The organism is Nostoc sp. C110, assembly GCF_043099725.1.
GTDB classification, from domain to species: Bacteria; Cyanobacteriota; Cyanobacteriia; order Cyanobacteriales; family Nostocaceae; genus Nostoc; species Nostoc muscorum_A.
The window spans coordinates 4,999,892-5,023,426 of record NZ_CP171148.1 but is presented as its reverse complement, the minus strand read 5'-3'; the positions used below and the strand labels follow the sequence as shown (position 1 = coordinate 5,023,426).

The window sequence follows — 23,535 nt, the reverse complement described above, 5'->3', positions numbered from 1 at the left end:
GGGAATGGGGAATGGGGAAGGAGAATTATTGATTAATGCCCAATGACCAATGACAAATGACCAATGACAAATGACAAATGACAAATGACAAATGACAAATGACAAATGACAAAACCAATAGAAGTTCGCAATCCCCGAAATGGCAAATTTGACTACGTAATTATCCCGCCACCCCCAAGGTTGCTGGCACAGCAATGCAAGCGATCGCGCCGGGCACAAGTTAGCTGGCAAAAACTGGGTTTAGAGGGGAGAATCGAAGCTTTACAGCAGTGGAAGGCAGCGATAGTATCAGAGCGCGATCGCTTAACGGAAGCTCTGGTAAATGATACGGGAAGATTATCAACCTCAATATTAGAAATAGATTCCTTCCTCTCTAGCATTGATCGCTGGTGCAGGTTAGCACCAGAATTGCTGCAAGACTCTGCAAAAAACACAGCAATTCCATTTATCGCCTTGCAACAAACTTCCGTTCCTTACCCTCTAGTGGGGATAATTAGCCCGTGGAATTTTCCTCTGTTGCTGTCAACTATTGATACCATTCCGGCATTGTTGGCGGGTTGTGCCGTCATTGTCAAACCCAGTGAAATCGCTCCCCGCTTCGTTGCACCACTGACAACAGCACTCAATTCCGTCCCTAAATTGCGCGATGTCTTAGCTTTTATTGAAGGAGCAGGCGCAACCGGATCTATTTTGATTGATAATGTAGACTTAGTATGCTTTACAGGTAGTGTCGCAACAGGGCGAAAAGTGGCAGAAGCGGCTGCGAAACGGTTTATTCCAGCTTTTTTGGAATTAGGGGGAAAAGATCCGGCGATCGTTTTAGAATCAGCTAACTTAGAATTAGCAACCTCAGCAATCTTGTGGGGTTCCGTCGTCAACACTGGACAATCGTGCTTATCAATTGAGCGGATTTACGTTGCTGACTCCATATTTGAAAAGTTTTACCATCAATTAGTAGCCAAAGCACATCGCCTTGGGCTAGCCTACCCCACTGTTGAAAGTGGAGAAATTGGCCCCATCATCGCCGAAAGACAAGCCGCAATTATTAGCGATCATCTCCTAGATGCAGTAGAAAAGGGGGCAGTCATTCACTGCGGTGGCGTAATTGAAGACTTAGGTGGGGGTTGGTGGTGTCGTCCAACAGTGCTTACCCAGGTTAATCATTCCATGAAAGTGATGACCGAAGAGACTTTTGGCCCCATTATGCCAATAATGCCTTTTTCCACAGTTGAGGAAGCAGTGTCTTTAGCAAATGACTCAATTTATGGATTAAGTGCTGCTGTTTTTGCCTCAGAAGCTGAAGCCTTAGAAATTGCCCAGCAGATAGAAGCAGGTGCTATTAGTATCAACGATGCTGCACTCACTGCCATCATGCACGAGGGAGAGAAAAATGCCTTTAAATTCTCCGGGATGGGAGGATCGCGCATGGGTGCAGCAGCACTGAAACGGTTCATGCGAAAAAAAGCTATTTTAATTAAAACTAACGCGACTAATGACCCTTGGTGGTTTGATAATGAATCATAAACACTGTCAACAACCAGGGGTTAATGCACGTTACGAAAACTGATAGACCAATACAGTTCAGTTAAGCAATTGTTTTCCTTCTCTTTCTTTTCTCTGTGCCCTCTGTGCCTCTGCGGTTCGTTAAAAAAATGACTTTGACGAAGAAGCTGCCAGAGCGATCGCTAGCGGCAAAATTCGATGTTCCTGAATTTGAATCCTGGCGTGGAGGGTTTCTGCTGTATCATCCGGCAAAACTGGTACTGCGGCTTGCATCAAGATTGGGCCACTGTCCATTTCTAAACAAGCGATATGCGCCGTACAACCAGTGATTTTTACCCCTGATTCTAAGGCTTGTTCTACAGCATGGATTCCCTTGAAACTAGGTAACAAACTAGGATGGATATTAATAATTTTGTTAGGAAAGGCATCAATGAAAACTGATGTTAACAATCGCATCCAACCTGCCAAAATCACCCATTCCACATCGTAGCGCCGCAATGTCTGCACAATTTTATCATCCAACTCTTCTCGGTTTTTATAGTTGCGGTGATTCAATAAAACAGCTTCTACACCTCTATTGGCTGCTCTGACGGCTGCTTTCGCCGAGGGGTTATTGTAAATTAAAACTTGAATTTGGGCATTTAGCCGCCCATCTTGGATAGCTTGAGCAACGACATCAAAATTACTGCCATTCCCAGAAGCCATAATTCCTAGTTTTAAAGGGGCGACTTGTTGGCGAACATCGCTAATACTGGGAGAAACCAAGCTCAGGGTAGAATCAGGGCGGAGGGTCATAACAGCTAAGAAGGAAAATTATAGATGCGAAAAATATATAATACGTACACTTTTGTGTAAAAGCGTAGCTTGTTTAATGCAAGGGGACGCATTAATATTGTTACCCAATGCATTGGCATTGTTACCCGATGCATTGGCATTGTCAACCGATGTATTGGCATTGTTACCCGATACATTGACATTGTTACCCGATACATTGACATTGTTTCCCGATGTATTGGCATTGTCAGCCGATGCATTAACATTGCATGGTGTTGCTAAATTTACTTTGCTATGAATTAATAAAATGCTCTACTAAGTCTGCTTGGATACTGATACAGTAGCTGCCTAGATTTTTCTTACATAAATAGGTAAGATTTATACTTTAATTTAGCAGTGTCTCTTTTCATGTTGCGATGTTTAGGATGGGCTACACCTACGCTTGATTAAATTTTGCTCTAAAAATTTAGCTTATAATCTAGTCCGGTTGATGGAGATAATATTCTAAAACTTGGTATAAAGGAAACAATACAGAGATTAAAGCCGCATAGGATTTGATCGCAGCATAGGTAAATTAAATGGCGAAGGTAGCGTTGCTGATTGGGGTCAGTGAGTATGAGCCAGGGCTGAACCCTTTGCCCAGTGCAGTTAGAGATGTGGAAGCAGTGTATGGTGTACTGCTGCATAGCGAGATGGGTGGGTTTGCCGCGTCAGATATTACCCTGCTAAAAAATCCTGAACGACAAATTGTAGAAATTGCGATCGAAATGCTGTTCTCTGGACGGCACAAAGATGATTTGCTGCTGCTGTACTTTTCGGGACACGGCATCAAAGACGATCGCGGTAGGCTATATCTGGCAACTCGCAACACCAGTAAAACGCAGCAGGGCGAATTGATTCGCTCAACGTCGGTATCTGCCAATTTTATTCACGATCGCATGAGCGAAAGCCGCTCCCGTCGGCAGGTAGTTATCCTAGATAGCTGCTTTAGTGGCGCGTTTGCTGAGGGAATGTCTGCCAAAAATGACGGCACAATTGACATCCGGGAGCAGTTGGGCGGTGAAGGACGAGCAGTATTGACTTCTTCTACTTCGACTCAATATTCCTTTGAGCAAGAGGGGCAAGATTTATCGATTTACACTCGTTTTTTGATTGAAGGTATCAAGTCAGGAGAAGCTGATCGCGATCACGATGAGTTTATCTCCATTGATGAACTCCATGAGTACGCCAGTCAGAAGGTGCGAGAACTTGAGCCGGCGATGAAGCCGGAAATCTATGCAATTCGAGAAGGCTTTAAAATTCGACTGGCAAAGGTAGCTCCGGGCGATCCTATACAGCGATACCGTAAAGAGGTAGCGCGATTTATTCATCGAGGCGAAATTTCCCTTGTTGGTCGTCGGACATTAGATTATCAGAGTACTCGCTTGGGATTGGAGACAACTGAGGCGAAGGCGATCGAAGATGAGGTGTTGGAACCGTACCGCAATGAGTTCCGCGACAAACTCCAGCAGTATCAGCAGGTGTTCACTGAGCTACTAGAGCGAGACGAGACAATTACCGATAGCGATCGCCTCGATTTGCAAAATCTCCAGCAAATCTTGGGGCTGCGGAATGAGGACACGATGCCAATTGAGGCACAGGTGACTGCACGGTTTAAGACACATCAGCAAAACCTGCAAACTTATCAGCAAGCCTTTACAACGGCACTGCGACAAGAGTTTCCTCTGAGTGCAGCAAGCCGCGATCGCTTACGGCAAACTCAGCAGCAATTAGAACTTGCAGATAGAGATATTGCGGCGATCGAATCTCAGATTACGACTGAAGTAGAGGCATATCACCAAAAACTCCAAGACTACCAACGGCTGTTTTTTACTACCACGCAGCAGGAATATCCCCTCAGCGAGGCAACCCGGAATGACTTACGCCAACAGCAGCAGCGCTTGGGACTGACAGATGTAGATGTTGCACCAATTGAAGCGCAAATCACAACACAGATTGAAAGCTATCATCAAAAACTCCAGCAGTACGAGCAGGCATTTGTAAAGGCGACGCAGCGCCAGCATTATCCAGATGAGGTGACGCAAAAGCAGTTGCAGCAAACCTGGCAGACGTTGGGGTTGAGTAAAGGGGATGTGGGTGCGATCGAGAGGCGGATTAATGCGGAGATTCAAACCCATCAAGCAAACTTGCGGCAATACGAGCAAGAGTTTAGAGAAGCTGTTGAGCAAGAATATCCTCTCAGTGCTTTCAACCGCTCTCAACTAACGCAACGTCATCAAGCGTTGAATTTGACTGCTGAGGATGTGACTGCAATTGAAAATCCAATTGTTGCTGCGATCGAGGAACATCGCCAAAAGCTGCAACAGTATGAAGAGGTGTTTAGAGAGTCGATGCAGTTTGAATATCCTCCTAGTGATGTTACTCGTGAAGAACTTCAACGTTTTCAACGAATTTTAGAACTAAATGATGCAGATATTTCTGCACTCGAAGCAATTATTATTCAATCATCTTCAGAAGTAGAATACCGGAAACAGCAAGAGAGAATCAAACAGCAGCATCAGCCAGAAAAACAACAAGAAGAAGCTGTACGACTAAACCAGCAGGAGGCAGAACAACAACGGCAGCAGAAGGAAGCAGAATATCGCCAAAAATTACAGCAGATGGACATCACTGCAATTGAAACCAGAGTTGTAGCAAGCCAAGAATTGATTAAACCTCCAATTCAGCAGTCAAGCTCTGCTCAACCCACTCAATCGGCTCAAGAGCGAATAACCCGACAAAAGTTTTTGAAATGGGCTGGCTTCGGAAGTGTAGGTTTGGTGACAGCAGTAGTAGGTCATGAAATTTTTAAGGGTCAATCACCGACACCTAAATCTACTAATCAACCTACTAATCAATCAACAACTATCTCTATAGCTGAACCTAAATATATTCTCTTTAAGTTTGAAACGGTAACGGTAGATAAAAAGGGACAGGTAATTAAACGAGAACCTAACAAGCAAGCTAAGTTCTTTAAGGAGGACTTAGGCAATGGCATAACTTTAGATATGGTTCAGATTGTTGAAGGCTCTTTTAATATGGGTTCACCACCCGGTGAAAATGGTCGAGCCAAAAATGAAGAACCACAGCACGTTGTGAATGTCCCTGCTTTTTTTATCGGCAAGTTTGAAGTGACTCAGGAACAGTACCAGCAAATAATGGGTAGCACTCCGTCCAAATTCAAGGGAGTAAAACGTCCTGTAGAGCAAGTTCCCTGGAATGATGCAGTGGAATTTTGCAAAAAGCTGAGTCAAAAGGCTGGGCGTAATTATTGCCTACCTAGTGAAGCAGAGTGGGAATACGCCTGTCGTGCAGGAACAACGACACCATTTCACTTCGGCGAGACGATTACAACTGAGTTAGCTAACTATGAGGGAGATTCCACTTATGCTTCTGCACCAAAAGGAAAAAATCGTCAAGAAACAACAGAAGTAGGAAGTTTTTCACCCAACGCCTTTGGATTATACGATATGCACGGGAATATCTGGGAGTGGTGTCAAGATACTTGGCATGAAAGCTATAAAGGAGCGCCTAGTGATGGAAGTGCATGGATAGATAATGATAATAAAATTCGGACGCTGCGGGGCGGTTCCTGGTACGACCTTCCTGGAAAATGCCGTTCCGCGTCCCGTAATCTCAACTTTAGGGTGGGGCGCGACCTCATCCACAGCAATCTTGGTTTTCGGGTTGTCGTTTCAGCCGTTGGGAGGACTCCTTAGCCCTTTATACTTCTTTCCTTTAGCATTTTTCAGTGTAGCGAAGCGTAACGATCTAATTTTTGAAAAAAAATTAGGACTTACGAAGACTCCAAGTAGAGATAATTATGAACCAAGAGCTTACCCAAGCGATCGCACTTTCCCACAAGCGATCGCTTGAGTAAGCTAGAATATTAGTACGAATTATTTTTGCTACTAATTGGTAGGAAGATGAATGTAGAAAAACTCTCTATTTCCTTGCCACCGTCTTTAGTGGAGTTTATCGAAAACTACAAGCGCAATAAAGGCTGTAAATCTCGTTCTCAAGTAATTGAAGAAGCATTAGAATTGCTGCGAAACCGAGAATTAGAGGCAGCTTACCGAGAAGCGTCTGCTGAAATTGATAACGATTGGGATGTGACAATAGCAGATGGTTTAACAGATGAAACGTGGTGATATTTATTACGCAAATCTTAGTCCGGTGATGGGTTCAGAAATGGGTAAACGTCGTCCAGTGATAATTGTCAGTAATAATATAAGTAATAGTGCTGCTACCACTGTGACAATTTTACCGCTTACTTCTAATGTGAGCCGTGTTTATCCCTTTGAAGTTTTGCTTAATCCAGAGGTTAGTGGTTTAACAAAACCTTCTAAAGTACAGGCGCAGCAAGTGCGTACAATTTCTAAGCAACGAATTACTGGTGAAGTATTAGGTAGTTTAAACGCAGATTTGATGGTACTAATTGATGCAGCGTTAAAATTGCATTTGGGATTGGTTTGAGTTTGCAGAAAAATAGCGATGTTTAAGTAAAGACTCCAACTAGAGGTAATTATGAACCAAGAGCTTACCCAAGCGATGCCTACGGCTGTAAACTACGCTAATACGAGGAGAAACCAAGCTAAGGGTAGAATCAGGGCGGAGGATAATAACAGCTAAAAGGAAAAATTATAGATGTCAAAAAAAATATATACTACTAAGTCGTGGTTGGATAACGATACAGTAGCTGCCTGGACTTTTCTCACACCAGCACTAATTTTACTCGGCGTTTTTATCATTTGGCCGATCGCCTATTTGTTTTACCTCAGCTTTACTGCTGGTAGTTTCACCTTAAAAGGTACTTATTGGATAGGCTTAAAAAACTATTGGCGCTTGCTACTTAACCCCGACTTCTGGCAAGTTCTGGGTAACACCTTTTATTTTACTGTTGCCACTATTATTCCCAGTTTAGTTATTTCCTTGGGATTGGCTGTCCTATTAAACCGCTCTATTCCCTTGCGGGGCATCATGCGGAGTGCATATTTTCTACCTTCGATTATTTCACTTGTGGCAGCCGGTTTGGGATTTCGCTGGCTGTTTCAAACATCAGGGCCAGTTAACGGACTTTTAGATTTTTTTGGCATCCCAGCCATCCCGTGGCTAGGAGATACATTTTGGGCAATGCCAGTAATTATTTTAATGAGTATTTGGAAACAACTCGGTTTCAATATGGTAGTTTTTTTAGCAGGCTTGCAAGCAATTCCTCCGAGCCGTTATGAAGCAGCAGATTTGGATGGAGCAAATGCTTGGCAACAATTTTGGTATATTACTCTGCCTGGATTGCGCCCGACTGTGATATTTGCAGTCATTACTACCGCGATTTTTACATTGCGGAGTTTTGAGCAAGTTTTTGTCATGACTGGCGGTGGCCCACTGAATTCGACTAATTTGCTGGTTTACTACATTTATCAAGAGGCTTTTGGTCAGTTTGATTTTGGTTATGCAGCCGCCGCCGCGACGGTGTTACTAGCAGTGACGCTGGTATTAGTTTATTTTCAACTGCAAACTTGGAAAGAGGAGTAGGGGGACTTTATGCATAAAGTATTCACCACTTCTGAATTCTGACTCCTGAACTCTAACTCCTGTTTTATTTTTTTGATAGGCTGCGATATTCCCAAGGATTAACAAATTTAGTGTCACTCCAAACCCCAACACGTTGCTCTTTGGCTTCAGCTTCAGCTTGTTGAACTAAGTCTTTACTAGGACACTTGTTTAAGTAAGGACGATATACCTTTGCCAATCCTTCTTTTAACAATATCTGCTGCACAAAAGTGCCATTTTGTAAACGGACTTCGGCAATTTTGCGTCCATAGCGATCGCTATCTGTGATATTCAAAGTCACGCGATCGCCCCCTTGTTGCACCAGTTGTTGTACCCGTTCTTGGGCTTTCACACCCCAATTAAATTGATTGCGATCGCTAGTGCGTTTACTTTGCTTTTCTTTATTAGAGTGGGCTATTTCGGGCGCATCTACACAAGCAAAGCGCACGGTAAAATTTTTACCACTGCTATCTTTAACTACTATAGTATCGCCATCACTCACTCGCTCAACTGGTTCTCCAGAAGTACCGATAAAGCGATCGCAGCCTATCAAACCCAAAATCATGATAGTTGCACACAGCCAAAATCGTACTGGTTTATTTAATTTCTCCATCCCAACTCACCTGCATTACCTCTGTGGGATGATATTAGCAAAATGATGAGATATATTTGTTAACCCTTGACATACTGCCACAGGCAATTAAAAACCCCAAATGGGGCGTTGCATATTTGCGAGATAATTTAACAACTTCCAAAATTTCCCCTTCTCCCTGCCGACACCCGAATAGAAAATGCACATTAGTATAAGAATTGTAACCTCCCAATTATCAGTGGCAATTTCTGATGAACTTCTTAACTAACATTCTGCATTTAGCTGGTTCAGGTGCTTTTGCCTATTACTCTGCTGCTCAAATTCGTGATTCTAAAACCCGTCCCAACATCCTTGCGGGGTTTTATTTTGCTGAATCTGGTTCTGTGCCGTTTTTATCTGCACTTAGCGATCGCGCCGCAGCCGAAGGCGATACATGGCTAGCCGAAAAACTAGCAAAACACGCATCAGATGAGACTAGGCATGGTAAAGTTTTTGCCCACGCCTTACAGCAGATGAATAAACAAGTTATAGATTTTAAGCGTCAACCCCAAACTACAACCACAAACAAATCACAACAGCAGCGTAGTCCATTTTTTGCAGCATTCTTTGAAGGCTACACCCAAGAACAACTTAAACCTGCTGTCATTGACTGGGATCTGTTTATGGCTAGCACATACATTCTTGAGTTAGATGCTAGTAAAGACTTTGCGCGAATGGCAAAAGTATTACCTGATAACGAGCCAACCGGTCGTAACTTGAAGTTAGGAATGCTAAGTATTGCCCAAGATGAAACTGGACATGCTGCTTATCTCTACGAAGCGATGATGCGACGGATGTCTGCTACCAAAGTGGAAAAACTTATAGATATGTGGCGAACCCGCAAAGTAAACGCCTTGTTAGCAATGGTTGGCGGTATCCTCCAGCGTAATGGCGAAACGCGATCGCTAGTCCAAGATAGTGCGCCGTCAGAAATCGATTCGGAGTTGGTGGCTACGTAATTATAGTTATCATTGAGTATCTAATGTTAAAAAAATTAGTTCATCAAAGAGAGCAGTTAAATTTTGTGGAGTGTTGTAGATGTACCCATACTTTTAACTAGCGGTACTACCCAGCAAATCTAAGTAAGGTACTTCTTAAAAACTGACTATGAAAGCTGAAGCAGAAAACAATCTCAGGCTGACTTGTGAAGTAGAAACTACCCTAAAGGTAATTGGCGGACGCTGGAAAGTTTTGATTATTAGAGAATTAATGACTGGCGTAAAAAGGTTTGGTGAGTTACAACGAGCTTTACCCGGAGTTACGCAAAAGATGTTGACTCAGCAACTTAGAGAAATGGAGCAAGACGGCATTATCCATCGAGAAGTTTATCCTCAAATTCCACCAAAGGTAGAATATTCGCTAACGCATTTAGGAGAAACTTTGCAACCAATTCTCTATGCTATGCATGAATGGGCTGTTCAACACTCAAATCGAACAAATCACCATCAATTTTGAGCATGGGTAATAAATAATAATTGCTCATTTTAAATTTGAGATAGGAGATTATTTTTGAATCTTGAATTGTTTATTTAGATATGTCTAGAAATCAATAGAGACACAATATTTTACGTCTCTACATTCTTGTTTGAAGACATTTATTCATTGCTTCTTAAATATTCAATCGCTGCCTCTAATTTTGAGGGGTAACTTTCAGCAAACCTTTCAAACCAAAGTCCTTCCGACGAAAGTGGATCTACTTTGGCTAACCATTCTTTTGCCTGTATTTTCAAACCCTCTAATTGTTTGGCTTTGAGTTGTTCTTGGCGAATTCGCTCCTTTTCTAGTTCTTGTTGTTTTTGTAACTCAATAGCAGCATCCTCTTCTGCAAAATTAGCCTTAACCTCTGCCAAAATGTTATCCATCAAAGATGCCGATTTTGGCAATGATGGAATAAAGGCTTTGGCTTTGGCTGATTTTGACTGTTGCTGTTGTGGTTTTACTTCTTTATATTCAGTTTTGAGTTCGGCTAACAGCTTATCAATGGAATCCATTTTTGCAATTCCTATAAATGGTATATCTAGTCATTAATAGCATTGAGCAAGACTTCTGATAGACTCATATCTTCCATATCTTCCATAGTAATGGTGTCACAGATATCAAACTTAGCACCAGCACTTTGGAGTTCATCATCTAAGACTTTCAGAAAGCGAGTAGCTTGGGGATCTGTACCCACTTGAATGAAGGAAATGGCTAATTCTTCATCTTGATCGATGCGGCGAGAAGCTTCAATAATTACCTTCATAACTGCTTTGCGATCGTCTGGTTCACCATCAGTAACCACTAAAATTGTTTCACCATTTGGCTTTGTTTGACCGGCTGCTTTGCGTTGTAAGTAATCGTCAGTTGCATGTTTCAACACACCTGCCAAGTCAGTTGTACCAGAGGGATCATTTTCTCGGAAAATTTGCCCTACTAGACTGGATGTCACATTTTCGTATCGCTTGAATTTACCAGAAAATAAATAAATGGTGATACCATCTGGGTCAAATTGCTCACACTTACTAGCTAAAGCTAACGTAGATTCTTGTGCTGCAAACCATCTACTTCTGCCACCCTTTTGATCTTGGGTTGCCATGCTGCCGCTTTTGTCAATAATTAAGGTGTAATCACGATTTTCTAGCATTTATAATTTTCCCAATTATTTCATAAAAAACTTTAAAGTAATCAGTCAGTTATTGCGTTAGTCAATACATCTACAAGACTCATTTCTTCTAAGTCGTCTAAAGTAACCGTGTCGCAAATATCAAATTTAGCGCCGACACTTTGCAACTGGTCATCCAAAGCTTTAAGGAACTTAGTTGCTTGGGCATCTGAACCTACTTGAATGATCGAAATTCCTAATTCTTCATCACGCTCCATCTGGCGAGTAGCATGAATGATGACTTCAAAAACAGCTTTGCGATCGTCTGGTTCACCATCGGTGATGACTAAAATTGTCTCTCCGTTTGGCTTGCTTTTACCGGCTGCTTTGCGTTGAAAGTAATTATTGATTGCGTCCTGAAGCACACCAGCTAAGTTTGTCGTCCCAGCAGGGTCATTTTCGAGAAATATCTGTGCGACTTTGGCTGAGGTGACATCATCGTAGCGTTTAAATCTACCGGAAAACAAGTAAACGGTGATGCCATCGGGGTCAAACTGTTCGGCCTTTCTTGCCAAAGCGAGTGTAGACTCTTGGGCAATCTCCCATCTACTTCTACCGCCCACTTGGTCGGGTGTGGACATGCTACCGCTTTTATCAATGATTAATGTATAGTCGCGATCGCTCATCATAATTTTCCTCTGATTGTTACCCTGCAATTCTAGTCTAACTCCGTTTTTTTACCAGTAAGCAAAGCCTTTAAGCTTTTGTATCAATTTCTACGTGAACTAGCCGCACTGACTTGGATTACAAAGTACAGTGTGGGCTTCCAATTTCACCGAAGAATGCCGTATCTCGGATCAGAATATAGATGAAGCTAGTTTATAGTTATAGTCTGCGATCGCTTTATATCATGTCCTCCTAATCACTTAGGATATGCCATTGTGATTGGAACACAGCAATTGCAACATTTCGAAGATTGCTTCTCTACGAGATGCTCCATCAACACTTCGTTTGCAATGACAACTAATTAGCCGGACATGATATTACCTAATCCAGCAAATATGAGGCTGCCGGTTTTTCGCCTGTAAGTGTACATAGCATAATTGAGTATAAAATTGCTGCGTGTTGCTGTACCAGTAAGTGGCAACTATCTCTGTAACAAGAGGCACCTCGATCAAGAAATCGTTCTCTTTCTTTGCTCAAAGTTAAAAAATCGTCTCTATGGAATGATGGCTTTATTTACTGCTTGATTCTTGCAGAAGTCTATGATAGCATCCGTACAAACAACAATCTACGATAAATCGGTCAACTTAAAGTAGATTGTAATTGTGTGTCATTGGTAAAACTGCTTAATTAAATTTATCAGCTAAAAATTTCATTTAAATTTCTAGCTAATTGCCAGTAGTGCAAACGGTAGAAATTCAGTAGCGAAAAAACGAAAACATTAAATATTTACTAATTCAGTATGGTAGAAATATCGCGCAAATCTTACTTAAATCTGTTCAATTCCTCTCTACTATTCTTAGTAGGAGGAGTATTCAGTTTATCCATGACTTTAGTCAGTTGTAAAGCACAAAATACACCAGAGCAAACCGCTAACGCCTCCAATAGCTCTAATAGCACTAAGACAAAAGTCTTACACATGGGCTATATGACAGCTGGAGACTTACTCAAGATTAAAGGACTGTTAGAGAAACGTTTAACCCCACTGGGCATGAAAGTCGAATGGTCAAAATTTGCTGCTGGCCCACAACTTTTGGAAGCAATGAATGTAGGAAGTGTAGATTTCGGCTTTGTCGGTGAAACTCCCCCCATTTTTGCTCAAGCGTCGGGTGTTCCTTTTGTTTATGTTGCTAGCAGCAAACCTGGAACTGGTGAGGGAACTGCTGTTGTAGTCGATAAAGATTCTCCAATCAAGACAATAGCTGACCTTAAAGGTAAAGGATTGGCCTTTCAAAGAGCTACTGCACAGCAGTATTTCGTTTTGAAGGTTTTGCAAGAAGCAGGGCTGAAACTCAGCGATATTAAACACATTAATCTCACACCATTAGAAACTCGTGCTGCATTTGAGCGTAAGAGCGTTGATGCAGCTGTAATTGGCGACCCCCACCTTGCTCTATTTCAGAAAACTGCTAGGATTCGGATTATCCGGGATGGTAAGGGAATTACTACCCAAGGAGGTTACTGGTTGGGCTCGCGTAATTTCGTCAAAGATAATCCTGATGTAGTTAAAGTCATATTAGAAGAAGTCAATAACATTGGCAAATGGGCTGAAGCTAACCCACGTCAAGTAGCTGAACTAATTTCACCTGAAGCGAAAATTGATGTTCCAACACTAGAACTGGTATCGAAACGTAGGCTTTATACATTAAGACCCCTTAGTGAAGAAGTTTTGTCAGGACAGCAGAAAATTGCTGACTTATTCTATGAGCAGAAATTTATCACTAAGAAAATCAATGTTAAAGAAGCGACGCTTTCTTCTGAACAATATGCTACTTTAACCCCTTCAGAAGTTAAGCCTTGAGCATATAATTCATAATTCACGGCTTATGTGAGTTGGAGTCTGGAAAAGCGTAAATACGTCAACATAGCTAAACATCCTGGCTCAACTACAGCCTGAAACCCTTGCTATCGGTAGGGCATTTTAATTCACATAAGGCGTAATTCGTAATTCGTAATTTTAAGAGCTTTTATTACGATTAGATTTACAAAGGTTGCAAAACAATTATGTTGTGTATCAACGTCAATACGTCGTTTTAGGTTTTTATTAATCATTCTTTGATGAGAATAGAGCCTAGCTGTAGGGGCAATTCATGAATTGTCCCTACGACAGATGTGGTTTTTCCAATCATCTATATTTGCTCTTTCTTGCCAATGAAGTAGTAATTACGAATTACGAATTATCTCAATGCCTCCACTTCTTCAGGAACCTTCATTTGGTCGAGAATTCCCCAGATTTCTTGTAACATCGGCTCTAAGCCGGTGCGAGTAACTGCTGAAATTATAAAAACCGGGGCGTAGGAGAGATGATTAAGTTGGGTAGCTAAAGCCTCCAAATCGACAGTTTCCCGATCTACGGCATCAATTTTATTCAGCGCCAAAATTTGTGGACGTTCTGCTAAACCCTGTCCATAAGCTTGTAATTCTTCTTTAATTGTGTTGTAATCCCTAATCACATCATCACTAGTGGCATCAATCAAGTGAAGTAGCACTCGCGTGCGCTCAATATGACGCAAGAAATCATGCCCCAATCCAGCCCCATGAGATGCTCCCGCAATTAGTCCAGGAATATCGGCGAAAACAGTACCATCGCCAGTCGGTTTTCGCACTACACCCAAATTTGGGATCAAAGTAGTAAAGGGATAATCAGCAATTTTAGGACGTGCTGCTGATAAAGATGAAATTAAAGTGGATTTTCCAGCATTTGGTAAGCCAATAATCCCCACTTCTGCCAAAAGTTTCAACTCCAGACGCAGCTGCTTTATTTCCCCCGGTAATCCAGGGAGGGCGTATTCTGGGGCGCGATTACGGTTACTCAAGAAATGCTGATTTCCCAGTCCGCCTTTACCACCTTGGGCAATCAGTAAAGTCTGCTGAGGCTCAGTTAAATCTCCCAGCAGTTCGCCTGTTTCAGCATCATAAATAGTTGTACCGCAGGGAACTTCGATAATTAAATCCTTTCCTCCTGCCCCTGTGCAGTTGTTTGGCCCACCACGAGTCCCTTTTTCTGCCTGAAAACGATGATTATATCTGAAGTCCAGCAAGGTTTGTAGGTTTTCGTCGGCTACGAAAAATACCGAACCGCCTCGTCCTCCATTACCACCAGAGGGGCCACCAGTCGGCACGTATTTCTCTCGCCGGAAGGCGACAATACCATCGCCGCCCTTACCAGCTTCAACTTCAATTTTTGCTTGATCGATAAATTGCATACTTAAATAATAATGAGAAGTGAAGAGTGAGGAGTTACAAATTATAACTCCTTACTCCTCACTCCTAACTCTAACTAAATATATGGTGAAACATCTTCACCACATTTATCTGCTAGATAAGAGAGGGCGCGGAAACGTAAGCCCACCAGTTGCTCATACAAGGGGTTAATTTTACACATCGGGGGGATGTGGACAATCTTGCGTCCAAATAAGGTGACATCCCGCTCAAAGGGACACTGGGAGGGAATCATTTTACACAAAAAGCGGGCTACTCTTGGGTCTTGAATATCTAGCCCATCCAGCCAGTCACGCAGGGGGTGTAGTGCATCAATTTGACGCTTTGTAAGTCCAGGGCTGGCGATCGCAGGGGTAAGTTGCTGTGGGTGTTCTAGGGTATGGCGAAGGGCTTCTAGTAACTCCTCTGGCTGTTCTAAGGCTTGGCAGAACTGATGCAGAACCTCATCTTCACTGGGAGAATAAGTACCATCTGCGATCGCTACCATCACTGCTGTCCTTAAGAAATTTTCTGCGGCTGGTGTACCTTTACCCAACACTGCGGCTAATTCTTCTGGCGTAATTACCTCTAGTGAGTCGCATTTAATCTTAGGAGCTAATTCATCTTTGGTGATGCTGGCAATTAATTCCTGTTCTTGGGCATCAAAATTACCATCTGCCCAAGCAATGGTGAGCAGTCCACGCAACCAAGCGGCAATCTGTTCGCTGCTGTAGGGGGATTGAACGGTACTTGTCATAAACTCACGTCTCAAGCTTTCCTCAGTCATTACTAAGCTACCCTAATCGGCGACTAGGAAGATAGTCTGGGCAGCACAGAAAAATAAATCAGAGAGGTTTTCAAGTCGCAAAAGCCGATCTTAGGGTAAAATTCATTTATCCTGTTATTGAGAATCTTTATAGTTAAAGTAAATTTGATTGGAGTATCTCAAATATTCGTGCTACTTCTCTACAAGGGTTCTAGAGAAAGCATATTTAATTTTTGGAAATATCTATCTATTAGTTAGATTAGATTAACTATAAGCAATAAAGGTATAGATAATGTTTTTCTTTGGCATTGAGCATGAAGTCGCGTTCCTAAATAAAGAAGGTAAATTTGCTGATTTTTCCCACACAAAATTTGCTGATTTTAATCAAATTATTGAAAAGTTACCCACATATCCCAGCGATTATCCTCAACTGCGCGTAGGTGATGCGGGTATTAAAATGAAGAGATGGTACATTGAGGGATTTGAAAGATTTGCAGATTCCGATGAAGTGATAGACTGTCATGTTAAAGGTATTGAAATTAGAACAACTATACATTCTGATATTCAAGGCGCTATTACGGAATTATCAGAAAGTTTTCACTTACTACGTGAAGTTGCTGCTAACTTTGACTTATCACCAGTTTTGGTCAGTTTTAATCCCTACAATCCGGCTTTTGAACCTCAACCTCCATTAAATGATTATGAAATCAAACAGCTAGAGGCTTATCCTGACGAACAAACTGCTAATATTCACATGGTATCTTATGGGCCAGATTTAAATATTTCAGTGGCAGATTTGTCTACTGAAAGTGTAATTGATATCGGCAGAAAGTTAACTTATTATAGTCCCTATATCGTCCCTTTTAGTTATAGCTCCCCTTTTTATAACGGAGGTTTATGGGATGGGTTATCGGTACGAACATTTATCAGAACTGGGAAAAGGCCAGCAGCCCTAGTTTTTGTTCAGAAAGAAGAACAACTAATTAATAGTATACCTTCACTAACAAAAATCGCCCGCATTCCGGCTGAAGTAGGACGCATTGAATTTAAAGCTTGTGATAGTTGTGATGATTTTTTAATCTACGCGTCTTTGCTAGCTTTATTGAAAGGTTTGGTGTTAGATAATACCTTACTGGGTAGAGAAACTGTACCCGATGCAGGATTACATCAAATTTCAGCAAAAGAAGGTTTTGACAACGAGGATATTTTTGAGAATGCGACAAAAGTCTTGCAAGCAGCCGAAGTTGCTTTGGGAAATGACACCGATGTTCATTATTTAATGCCCTTAAAAGTACTACTGGCGCAGCGAAAAACAAGATCCCATGAATTAATAGAAATGTTCAATCGAGTAAGTTCAATAGAAGAAGTAATAAGGCAGACTTATCAAGTTTAAAGAAAAGATTTATTTTTCCCCATAAAAAAGGGGATATTTATATAAATTTATACTTTACAAGTATACTACAAAGTGCATATTTGTGAAAGTGCATTGATTCGATAAAGTCGAGCTAACTGAACACAAATCCCAGAGTCATTAATCTGCGACAACTATATTAAGTCGATATATCTAGAGACTGATTTTTATTACAACCACAGATATAGAAAAGTTCATTCTAGAGATTGATGCAGGCTTTAGCATTTTCAAAGTACAAGTAGAAACAAGGAACCTTGAGAAAAGAATGTCAATATCAAATGTAAAAATTTTGCTACAGAATTAAGGTGGTATTTGCTTATTATCCCTTATTCATTCGATGCAGAAATACAAAGATAATTTCTTCATCTATTTATCAGGTTCCTTTGATCAAGAACTTTCTGATTGAAGTTTAGCTTGCTATTTTTATTATTGCTCAATTTGCCAAATAAAAATATAAGCTCTGCTTTATCCGTGAAAGTTCTGCGTTGTTAAAGCTGTTATCGAGGATTTCAAATGAAGATTATTGCTTCTGTTTTATCTATCTTAAGTCCAGTACGTTTTCTAATTGTAGGCTTTACTTGCGCCTTACTACTGTTATCTAGTGCTTTTCCTGCTTTTGCAATCGATAGCTATCAAAGTAATCCTACCGAAGGCACTACACAACTGCTTGACATTCAGCGCAAAACTGATGAAGCTGCTAAAGAACCACCAGCAGGATTGAAAAAGGTTCAAAAGGAGTCTAACAAAGGACTCAACGAGGTTCAGGGAGATGCTGATATTGACAAGCAGAAGCGTCCTGAGAATTCACAGGGTGCAACCTCTGTGGAAGAAAATATTAAGAATGTGTTAGAGAAAGTTACAGGTAAGTAACTAAATTAATAGTTCTGGTAATTTTTGGGTAGTAATGGGTCATTGTGTAAAAGCAATGACCCATTACTACATTTTTAATGTTAAGCAGGCTGGTAAATTAAATGGTTCTTCAGTACCTGTTATGCCAAATTATTAGTTAAACATCAAAACTAGACTTTAAAATCAAGTTTAGAACGCTTAAGTCCAAAAGATGACCTAAAATGTTAAAAATAATGCCTGCTTTTGTTGTGTAGCAATGTTTTCAGCTTTTTAGTATATTAATTTAGCATACTAAGTACTGAAGAGCCAATTAAATTAATTAAGTATAAAGCTATCTTCACCTGAGCATTGTTGGAAAACTGAGTTTAGATAGTATGAATTAACTATTATATTTAATATTCTTATACTTGGAGTTTAAAATGGATAATAACTAGACTATTGGCTAAATAATACCTATTAAGACATAGGCACAATTATGAATTGAGTAACTAATCTAAGCTCATAATGTTTCCTTTGGTTGATGTGGAATGTATCTGAAATTTGAGAAGTTAGTAAATAAGTTTGCTTAGGGATGGAAAAACAATGCGTGCGATAAACATTGGGTTGACAGAAGAACAGCGTCAAGGTGTAATTAATCTGTTAAATAAAGATTTGGCAGATGCCTATCTACTGTTGGTGAAAACCAAAAAGTATCACTGGGATGTCGTTGGCCCTCAGTTCCGCTCTTTGCACCAGCTTTGGGAAGAACACTACGAAAAGCTGACTCTAAATATTGATGCCTTGGCAGAGCGGATTCGTGCTTTGGGCGGTTATCCAGTTGGCACAATGGAAGGATTTCTTAAGATTGCTACCCTGAAGGAACATGCTGGTAATGTTCCCACAGCAACGAAGATGGTAGCTAATTTAGTGCATGATCACGAGCAGGTTATTCGTAACTTAAGAGACCATGTAGATCAGTCTGGTGATGATTTCCACGATCAAGGAACTGCTGACTTTTTAACTGGACTGCTGGAACAGCATGAGGAGATAGCTTGGATGCTGCGTTCATTTATTGAAGGAGAGGCATTAGATCCAGATGGTAGACAGCCAGCATCTGGGGCTAAGACTCCTGTAGGTGTGTAGTTTATAACGTCTGAGTTGAGATGGCTGTATGTAAAACCAGTTAGAAGCAGGATTGATTCCTGCTTCTAACTCAATACGGTTCAGTTAAAGCTAAAACTCTTTGTCAAAGTCAATTTTTTTACGTAGACGCGGAGCGGCTTGCCGCAGGCTACCACAGAGACGCAGAGAAGCCAGTGCGTTGGGCGGGTTCCCCGACTTGTTCGCTGAAAGCGTTCCCGCAGGGTAGCAACTGGCGCGGCACTGAGAGAATAAAGAAATGCTTAACTGAACTGTATTGTCTTCTAACTGGTGTAAAAGAATTAATCTGCCTGCATCTACCTCTTCACCATATCCATTGCACAAACAAAATAATACAGGGAGAGTACTTAAGTGACAGAAGTATACAAAGCAGAACGTACTATATCTGCTGTATTCAAAGAACAGAAGCAAATTGATGATGTAATTCGACGTTTACTAGACAGGGGTGTACCTAGAGACCATATTTCGGTCATGGGTAGAAACTTTCAGTCAGAAACTAGAATTGCAGGCTTTATAAGTAAAAAGGATGTGATTCTGGGAGGTTTGAGAACGGGGGCAGTTTTTGGTTCCTTGTTTGGTTCCTTTCTCAGCTTGCTCACTGGTGTAGGCGTACTATTTATTCCCTTTGTTGGCCCAATCGTAGCAGCCGGGCCTATTGGTGCAGTGTTGCTGGGGGCTGCAAGTGGAGCGATCGCAGGTAGTGCAGGTGCCGGTCTGGTGTCGGTTCTAACTACTTTGGGGATGCCAGAAGATAAAGCGACTATCTACCAAACCCGCTTACAAGCTGGCGAATTCTTACTGATGGCAGAAGTTCCGAGCGATCGCACTGGCGAATTTCAATTGCTACTAGAAAGTGCTGGTGGCGAAGAAATTAACACGATCGAAAAAACCTTTGCTCGCCCTTGTCATGGACAGTGCAACAGTCCAGATGACTTGTCTCCTGAAGTTCGCGCTCATCTTTCTGATGAAGCTCAACGCACATTCATTGAGCGCTATAATACTGTCTTCAATGAAAAAAATGACGAGTTCACAGCCGAACAAGCTGCTTGGGAGTCTGTTCATCAGCAATATGATGAAGATCAAAACGGCGTTTGGTCAAAAGCTAAAGTTAAAGCTTAAACTACTGCGTGTTAGTAATTATATGAATTTGCTTTGATTTTTGTTCGCGTAGGGTGGGCAGGTAAGAGGCAATAGGCAACTAAAAAGAAGGCTCTTTGAGTTATACTGAGTTTTTCAAAAATCAAATATGAGTCATATAGCAATTCTATTTGACTTGTAAGAATTGCAAGCCGTATATCCCCGACTTCTTTGAGAAGTCGGGGATATTATCTTCTCTATGGCAATTTATAACTACCAACACGCAAATTTAACTGACCTTGACGCGGGTTTTGGGTGAATATAAATGCGCCTTCTTCACTTTCCCCACTAGATAAAAAATCAACCTGTTGCTCTCCTGTTTCTGTAACTTTACCGTTAATCATTAACTCAGCCATAATCTGAACTGACTCAGCTGTATCTCCTCCACTATTCACAACTTCAAAAGGAACATAAAATTGGCCATCAATTTCCCGAATTGTTTCTTTTTTGGTAACAGAAAGAATGGGAGGTTGATTCTTTTCGTTCAGCCAAGTGTAACCTACTAAACTCACAATGATTGCTAGGATAAATGAGGCGACGCTGAATGTTATCCACTCAGCTATTGAGCGCTTTGGTGGTTGTTCCGTTTGAGTCATATTGCTAACCTGCCGGCTGCACCGCCAATAGTTGCAGGTAAGCCCAACATCAAGGTGTGATCTAACCACATTGTCCAAGGGTCGCTAAAAGTTAACTTTTGAAAGAACCACAGCATAAAAGCGCTTGCTAGGAGTGACACTAGGTAAGACATAATAGTTTCGCTCGATGGTCGTTGGAAAATTCCCTTTTGCTCTCTTCGCTTTTGTTGGTCAGAAAAGCCTGCTTGAAATACAATGCCATAAGAAATTAGTAAAGATGTGGCGATCATTGCTAACTCCCAAGGTGGCGAGGCTGCGGCTGCAAGCATAGTAATTTCATCTGTTGGAGCGATGTTAAATGCAATTATGGTTGCACCAATTAGGGTTCCACCTACATCGGCAAAGGTGGCGTTTAACTCATCTTTTTTGTTGCTGGTTCTGCTGTCTGCTTTTTGTCCTTCTCCATTGCTGTTTCTACTATCTCCCAACAACTGGTTGGCTAATGCTACACCAAGAGCAAATGGCACACTTTCAAAGATGATTTTACCTAAAGATTCTTTTAGAGAAGTTTCTAGTGTCAATTCTCGCAATAGTAGCAGCACAAAGGTCGAGCAAGCTAGTCCGATCGCGATCGCTTCTACGGTATCCATTGCGGCTTGAGGAGCTAGCCAGCTATATCTGCGTTTCCGAAAGCCTTCTATCTGATTGAGCAAGTACACCACGATAAACATAAATGCGATCGCCATCATCATCAGTTGTGGTTTTGCCCGCGATCCAATCCACCAAACCTCCATTGTGTACAGTAAAGGGATGCCAAATAAAAAACCTCCGCAAGCACCCCGAATAATGTCATTAATCTCACTCCTCCATACATCTTTTTGACGTTTTGTTGCCACTCCTTTTCTGTCCTTTTATTGAAAATTTGCTTTGACTTCTCTAATTTTCTATGAAGATGTATATAGCAGTCCTAAATACTTTGTGAAAAGTTAAATCCCCGACTTCTCAAAGAAGTCGGGGATGTGAACAGTGCAAATTTCTATGAATTCGGATTTTTTTACTTGCTTACTCTGTAGCTCACCGTATCTATCTTAAGATAGATAACCGACCGAATTCTTCTATCGGTTGATGGAGGTCAAAAAGAATACATAACTGTTAGTTTATGTAATAGCTGAATCAACTACAAGCTAGACATAAAAGCCATGAGTACCGAAAAAAGAGTAGAAGCTACCGTAAAGAATATTGAAGGAAAAATCCAAGAGGTTGTGGGTGAAATAACTGGAAATCCACAAGATAAAGCTGAAGGACAAGCAAAGCAAGCTGAAGCCCAAGTTGGTCACACTGTAGAAAACATTAAAGATGAACTTAAAAAAGCTTTAGAATAATTTAGTTTTTGCAGTACAGCAACACTAACCATGATTCATTACTGATGCCTTAACATTAATTACTCCACTAACCTTAAGGAAGTGGAGTTTTTGTATTTGCGTAAAATCTGAAAGGGTAAATTCCTAAGAAATTGCTTTTCACCATGATTTTTCTAGAGATTTAATTCAACTAATAACTGGCACGATTAGCTAATAGGTTCCAGAGAAAGATGGCAATTATTGCGCCAATTACAGCAACAATTACACCTGGTATACTAAGGGTTGCAGCAGTTAATTGAAATCTCCCTGTCTCTAAAAGAGTAACTAAAAATCCTCCGATCACAGCACCTACGATACCTAAAACCATAGTTGAAGCAATTCCACCACCTTGACGACCAGGATAAATGGCTTTTGCTATAGCTCCAGCAATTAAACCCAGAATGATCCAAGCAATAATGTTCAGCATAATTTCATCCATCAAAAAACTTAATCACTAGCTTAGAAATTACAATAGTGTTTTCCTTCTACCCGAAGGTATAAGTATTAAACTTCAATAACAATTAATAGCTTTTATAAAAATTAGATTGTAATTTCTTGCCAATTAAGTATAGCCTCAATCTTGACTATAAGGACACAGAGGCGCTAACGGCTTCCTTTGAAGTCCATTTAAGATGGTAAAATATCAAGAATTATTGAGAGGAATCAATCCTCATGACTTTTATTGTTGCTAAATGGACGATTGACGAATATCACCGCATGATTGATGCTGGCATTTTGAGCGATCGCAAAGTTGAACTACTTAAGGGGGAAATTGTCGAAATGTCGCCGGAAGGGGAACCCCATGCTTATTGTAGTGATGAAGCTGGTGAGTATATAGCAAAGTTATTGGCTGAACGCGCCAAAATTCGTGAAGCCAAGCCTATCACCTTACCCAACGACTCGGAACCCGAACCAGATATTGCCATTGTCCAACGTTTGGGACGTGAGTATCGAGAGCATCATCCCTATCCAGAAAATATTTTCTGGTTGATTGAGTATGCTAACTCCAGTTTAGAAAAAGATTTAGAGATAAAAAGCAAAATCTACGCAGAAGCAGGTATTTTAGAGTATTGGGTTGTAAATCTTAAAAAGCTACACTTAGTAGTGTTTCGAGAAATCTTAGATGGAGAGTATGCAACAAAATCGACATTAACTACGGGAACAATTCAACCGCTAGCATTTCCAGATATTTCTGTTGCGGTAGAACGGATTATTAACAGTTAAGTTAATTAAAATTTTATGCGCTTGTATT

The 23,535-nt window shown here is 41.1% G+C and carries 26 protein-coding genes; 15 read left to right on the top strand and 11 right to left on the bottom strand.

Features of this window, described 5'->3' with window-relative positions; genetic code table 11:
• Nucleotides 1–105 precede the first annotated feature (105 nt).
• Nucleotides 106–1,524, top strand: coding sequence for an aldehyde dehydrogenase family protein (locus ACFFRD_RS26820; protein WP_392478566.1), 1,419 nt, complete (start codon nucleotides 106–108; stop codon nucleotides 1,522–1,524).
• A gap of 120 nt (nucleotides 1,525–1,644) precedes the next feature.
• On the opposite strand, the gene purN is transcribed toward ACFFRD_RS26820, so the two are convergent.
• The gene (gene purN, locus ACFFRD_RS26815) at nucleotides 1,645–2,298 is read right to left on the bottom strand and encodes a phosphoribosylglycinamide formyltransferase (RefSeq protein ID WP_392478564.1); all 654 of its coding nucleotides are present in this window, start codon (nucleotides 2,296–2,298) and stop codon (nucleotides 1,645–1,647) included.
• 76 nt (nucleotides 2,299–2,374) lie between these two features.
• Here purN and ACFFRD_RS26810 point away from each other — a divergent pair, with 76 nt between their 5' ends.
• The 5 genes from ACFFRD_RS26810 (at nucleotide 2,375) to ACFFRD_RS26790 (ending at nucleotide 7,851) form a co-directional block, all read left to right on the top strand.
• Complete coding sequence (locus ACFFRD_RS26810; protein WP_392478563.1) at nucleotides 2,375–2,575, top strand: hypothetical protein; 201 nt, start codon at nucleotides 2,375–2,377, stop codon at nucleotides 2,573–2,575.
• A 280-nt stretch (nucleotides 2,576–2,855) separates the two neighbouring features.
• The gene (locus tag ACFFRD_RS26805; protein ID WP_392478562.1) at nucleotides 2,856–6,035 is read left to right on the top strand and encodes an SUMF1/EgtB/PvdO family nonheme iron enzyme; all 3,180 of its coding nucleotides are present in this window, start codon (nucleotides 2,856–2,858) and stop codon (nucleotides 6,033–6,035) included.
• 207 nt (nucleotides 6,036–6,242) lie between these two features.
• The gene (locus tag ACFFRD_RS26800; protein ID WP_392478560.1) at nucleotides 6,243–6,467 is read left to right on the top strand and encodes a type II toxin-antitoxin system ParD family antitoxin; all 225 of its coding nucleotides are present in this window, start codon (nucleotides 6,243–6,245) and stop codon (nucleotides 6,465–6,467) included.
• Nucleotides 6,454–6,792, top strand: a complete 339-nt coding sequence (locus tag ACFFRD_RS26795; protein ID WP_392478558.1) for a type II toxin-antitoxin system PemK/MazF family toxin — start codon at nucleotides 6,454–6,456, stop codon at nucleotides 6,790–6,792. Before ACFFRD_RS26800 ends, ACFFRD_RS26795 begins: the two co-directional genes overlap by 14 nt.
• Nucleotides 6,793–6,963: 171 nt before the next feature.
• Nucleotides 6,964–7,851: a carbohydrate ABC transporter permease gene (locus tag ACFFRD_RS26790; protein ID WP_194144332.1), complete on the top strand. Its 888-nt coding sequence runs from the start codon at nucleotides 6,964–6,966 to the stop codon at nucleotides 7,849–7,851.
• 64 nt (nucleotides 7,852–7,915) lie between these two features.
• Here the strand turns inward: ACFFRD_RS26790 and ACFFRD_RS26785 are convergent, their stop codons facing one another.
• The gene (locus ACFFRD_RS26785; RefSeq protein ID WP_392478556.1) at nucleotides 7,916–8,482 is read right to left on the bottom strand and encodes a thermonuclease family protein; all 567 of its coding nucleotides are present in this window, start codon (nucleotides 8,480–8,482) and stop codon (nucleotides 7,916–7,918) included.
• A 230-nt stretch (nucleotides 8,483–8,712) separates the two neighbouring features.
• Between ACFFRD_RS26785 and ACFFRD_RS26780 the strand changes: the two genes are divergently transcribed.
• Nucleotides 8,713–9,459, top strand: a complete 747-nt coding sequence (locus ACFFRD_RS26780; protein ID WP_392478554.1) for a ferritin-like domain-containing protein — start codon at nucleotides 8,713–8,715, stop codon at nucleotides 9,457–9,459.
• Between the two features lie 148 nt (nucleotides 9,460–9,607).
• Nucleotides 9,608–9,955, top strand: a complete 348-nt coding sequence (locus tag ACFFRD_RS26775) for a helix-turn-helix domain-containing protein (RefSeq protein WP_190935129.1) — start codon at nucleotides 9,608–9,610, stop codon at nucleotides 9,953–9,955.
• 140 nt (nucleotides 9,956–10,095) lie between these two features.
• Here ACFFRD_RS26775 and ACFFRD_RS26770 read toward each other — a convergent pair whose 3' ends face one another.
• From ACFFRD_RS26770 to ACFFRD_RS26760, 3 genes are read right to left on the bottom strand one after another with little or no spacing between them, the layout of a single operon-like run.
• Nucleotides 10,096–10,491, bottom strand: coding sequence for a salt stress protein, Slr1339 family (locus tag ACFFRD_RS26770; RefSeq protein ID WP_392478552.1), 396 nt, complete (start codon nucleotides 10,489–10,491; stop codon nucleotides 10,096–10,098).
• 26 nt (nucleotides 10,492–10,517) lie between these two features.
• Nucleotides 10,518–11,123, bottom strand: coding sequence for a vWA domain-containing protein (locus ACFFRD_RS26765; protein WP_392478550.1), 606 nt, complete (start codon nucleotides 11,121–11,123; stop codon nucleotides 10,518–10,520).
• Nucleotides 11,124–11,164: 41 nt separating this feature from the next.
• Nucleotides 11,165–11,770, bottom strand: coding sequence for a VWA domain-containing protein (locus ACFFRD_RS26760; protein WP_012409685.1), 606 nt, complete (start codon nucleotides 11,768–11,770; stop codon nucleotides 11,165–11,167).
• An 860-nt stretch (nucleotides 11,771–12,630) separates the two neighbouring features.
• Here ACFFRD_RS26760 and ACFFRD_RS26755 point away from each other — a divergent pair.
• Nucleotides 12,631–13,605 carry an aliphatic sulfonate ABC transporter substrate-binding protein gene (locus ACFFRD_RS26755; protein WP_245246036.1) on the top strand — a complete coding sequence of 325 codons (975 nt, stop codon included), beginning with the start codon at nucleotides 12,631–12,633 and terminating at the stop codon, nucleotides 13,603–13,605.
• Nucleotides 13,606–13,981: 376 nt separating this feature from the next.
• On the opposite strand, the gene obgE is transcribed toward ACFFRD_RS26755, so the two are convergent.
• A complete protein-coding gene (obgE, locus tag ACFFRD_RS26750; RefSeq protein ID WP_012409683.1) occupies nucleotides 13,982–15,010 on the bottom strand; it encodes a GTPase ObgE in 1,029 nt (342 codons plus the stop codon).
• A gap of 74 nt (nucleotides 15,011–15,084) precedes the next feature.
• Complete coding sequence (locus ACFFRD_RS26745; RefSeq protein WP_114085111.1) at nucleotides 15,085–15,762, bottom strand: Mo-dependent nitrogenase C-terminal domain-containing protein; 678 nt, start codon at nucleotides 15,760–15,762, stop codon at nucleotides 15,085–15,087.
• A gap of 301 nt (nucleotides 15,763–16,063) precedes the next feature.
• On the opposite strand from ACFFRD_RS26745, the gene ACFFRD_RS26740 reads away from it, so the two are divergent.
• The 3 genes from ACFFRD_RS26740 (at nucleotide 16,064) to ACFFRD_RS26730 (ending at nucleotide 19,153) form a co-directional block, all read left to right on the top strand.
• Nucleotides 16,064–17,164, top strand: a complete 1,101-nt coding sequence (locus tag ACFFRD_RS26740) for a glutamate--cysteine ligase (protein WP_392478548.1) — start codon at nucleotides 16,064–16,066, stop codon at nucleotides 17,162–17,164.
• A gap of 531 nt (nucleotides 17,165–17,695) precedes the next feature.
• A complete protein-coding gene (locus ACFFRD_RS26735) occupies nucleotides 17,696–18,052 on the top strand; it encodes a hypothetical protein (RefSeq protein ID WP_114085113.1) in 357 nt (118 codons plus the stop codon).
• Nucleotides 18,053–18,613: 561 nt separating this feature from the next.
• Entirely contained in the window at nucleotides 18,614–19,153 is a 540-nt protein-coding gene (locus ACFFRD_RS26730) for a Dps family protein (protein ID WP_114085114.1), read from the top strand.
• Nucleotides 19,154–19,243: 90 nt separating this feature from the next.
• Here ACFFRD_RS26730 and ACFFRD_RS26725 read toward each other — a convergent pair whose 3' ends face one another.
• Nucleotides 19,244–19,495 carry a hypothetical protein gene (locus ACFFRD_RS26725; RefSeq protein ID WP_392478547.1) on the bottom strand — a complete coding sequence of 84 codons (252 nt, stop codon included), beginning with the start codon at nucleotides 19,493–19,495 and terminating at the stop codon, nucleotides 19,244–19,246.
• 27 nt (nucleotides 19,496–19,522) lie between these two features.
• Here ACFFRD_RS26725 and ACFFRD_RS26720 point away from each other — a divergent pair, with 27 nt between their 5' ends.
• Nucleotides 19,523–20,290, top strand: a complete 768-nt coding sequence (locus tag ACFFRD_RS26720; RefSeq protein ID WP_392478545.1) for a ChaB family protein — start codon at nucleotides 19,523–19,525, stop codon at nucleotides 20,288–20,290.
• Between the two features lie 215 nt (nucleotides 20,291–20,505).
• Here ACFFRD_RS26720 and ACFFRD_RS26715 read toward each other — a convergent pair whose 3' ends face one another.
• Nucleotides 20,506–20,904, bottom strand: coding sequence for a TIGR02588 family protein (locus tag ACFFRD_RS26715; RefSeq protein WP_392478543.1), 399 nt, complete (start codon nucleotides 20,902–20,904; stop codon nucleotides 20,506–20,508).
• Nucleotides 20,901–21,779 carry a TIGR02587 family membrane protein gene (locus ACFFRD_RS26710; protein WP_392478541.1) on the bottom strand — a complete coding sequence of 293 codons (879 nt, stop codon included), beginning with the start codon at nucleotides 21,777–21,779 and terminating at the stop codon, nucleotides 20,901–20,903. The genes ACFFRD_RS26715 and ACFFRD_RS26710 overlap by 4 nt, the downstream gene beginning before the upstream one ends.
• Nucleotides 21,780–22,082: 303 nt before the next feature.
• Between ACFFRD_RS26710 and ACFFRD_RS26705 the strand changes: the two genes are divergently transcribed.
• A complete protein-coding gene (locus ACFFRD_RS26705) occupies nucleotides 22,083–22,265 on the top strand; it encodes a CsbD family protein (RefSeq protein ID WP_012409675.1) in 183 nt (60 codons plus the stop codon).
• Between the two features lie 169 nt (nucleotides 22,266–22,434).
• Here the strand turns inward: ACFFRD_RS26705 and ACFFRD_RS26700 are convergent, their stop codons facing one another.
• Nucleotides 22,435–22,707 (bottom strand): GlsB/YeaQ/YmgE family stress response membrane protein, encoded by a 273-nt coding sequence (locus tag ACFFRD_RS26700; RefSeq protein WP_392483171.1) that lies wholly within the window; start codon nucleotides 22,705–22,707, stop codon nucleotides 22,435–22,437.
• A 248-nt stretch (nucleotides 22,708–22,955) separates the two neighbouring features.
• Between ACFFRD_RS26700 and ACFFRD_RS26695 the strand changes: the two genes are divergently transcribed.
• Nucleotides 22,956–23,507, top strand: a complete 552-nt coding sequence (locus ACFFRD_RS26695) for a Uma2 family endonuclease (RefSeq protein WP_392478540.1) — start codon at nucleotides 22,956–22,958, stop codon at nucleotides 23,505–23,507.
• The last annotated feature ends 28 nt before the right edge of the window (nucleotides 23,508–23,535 follow it).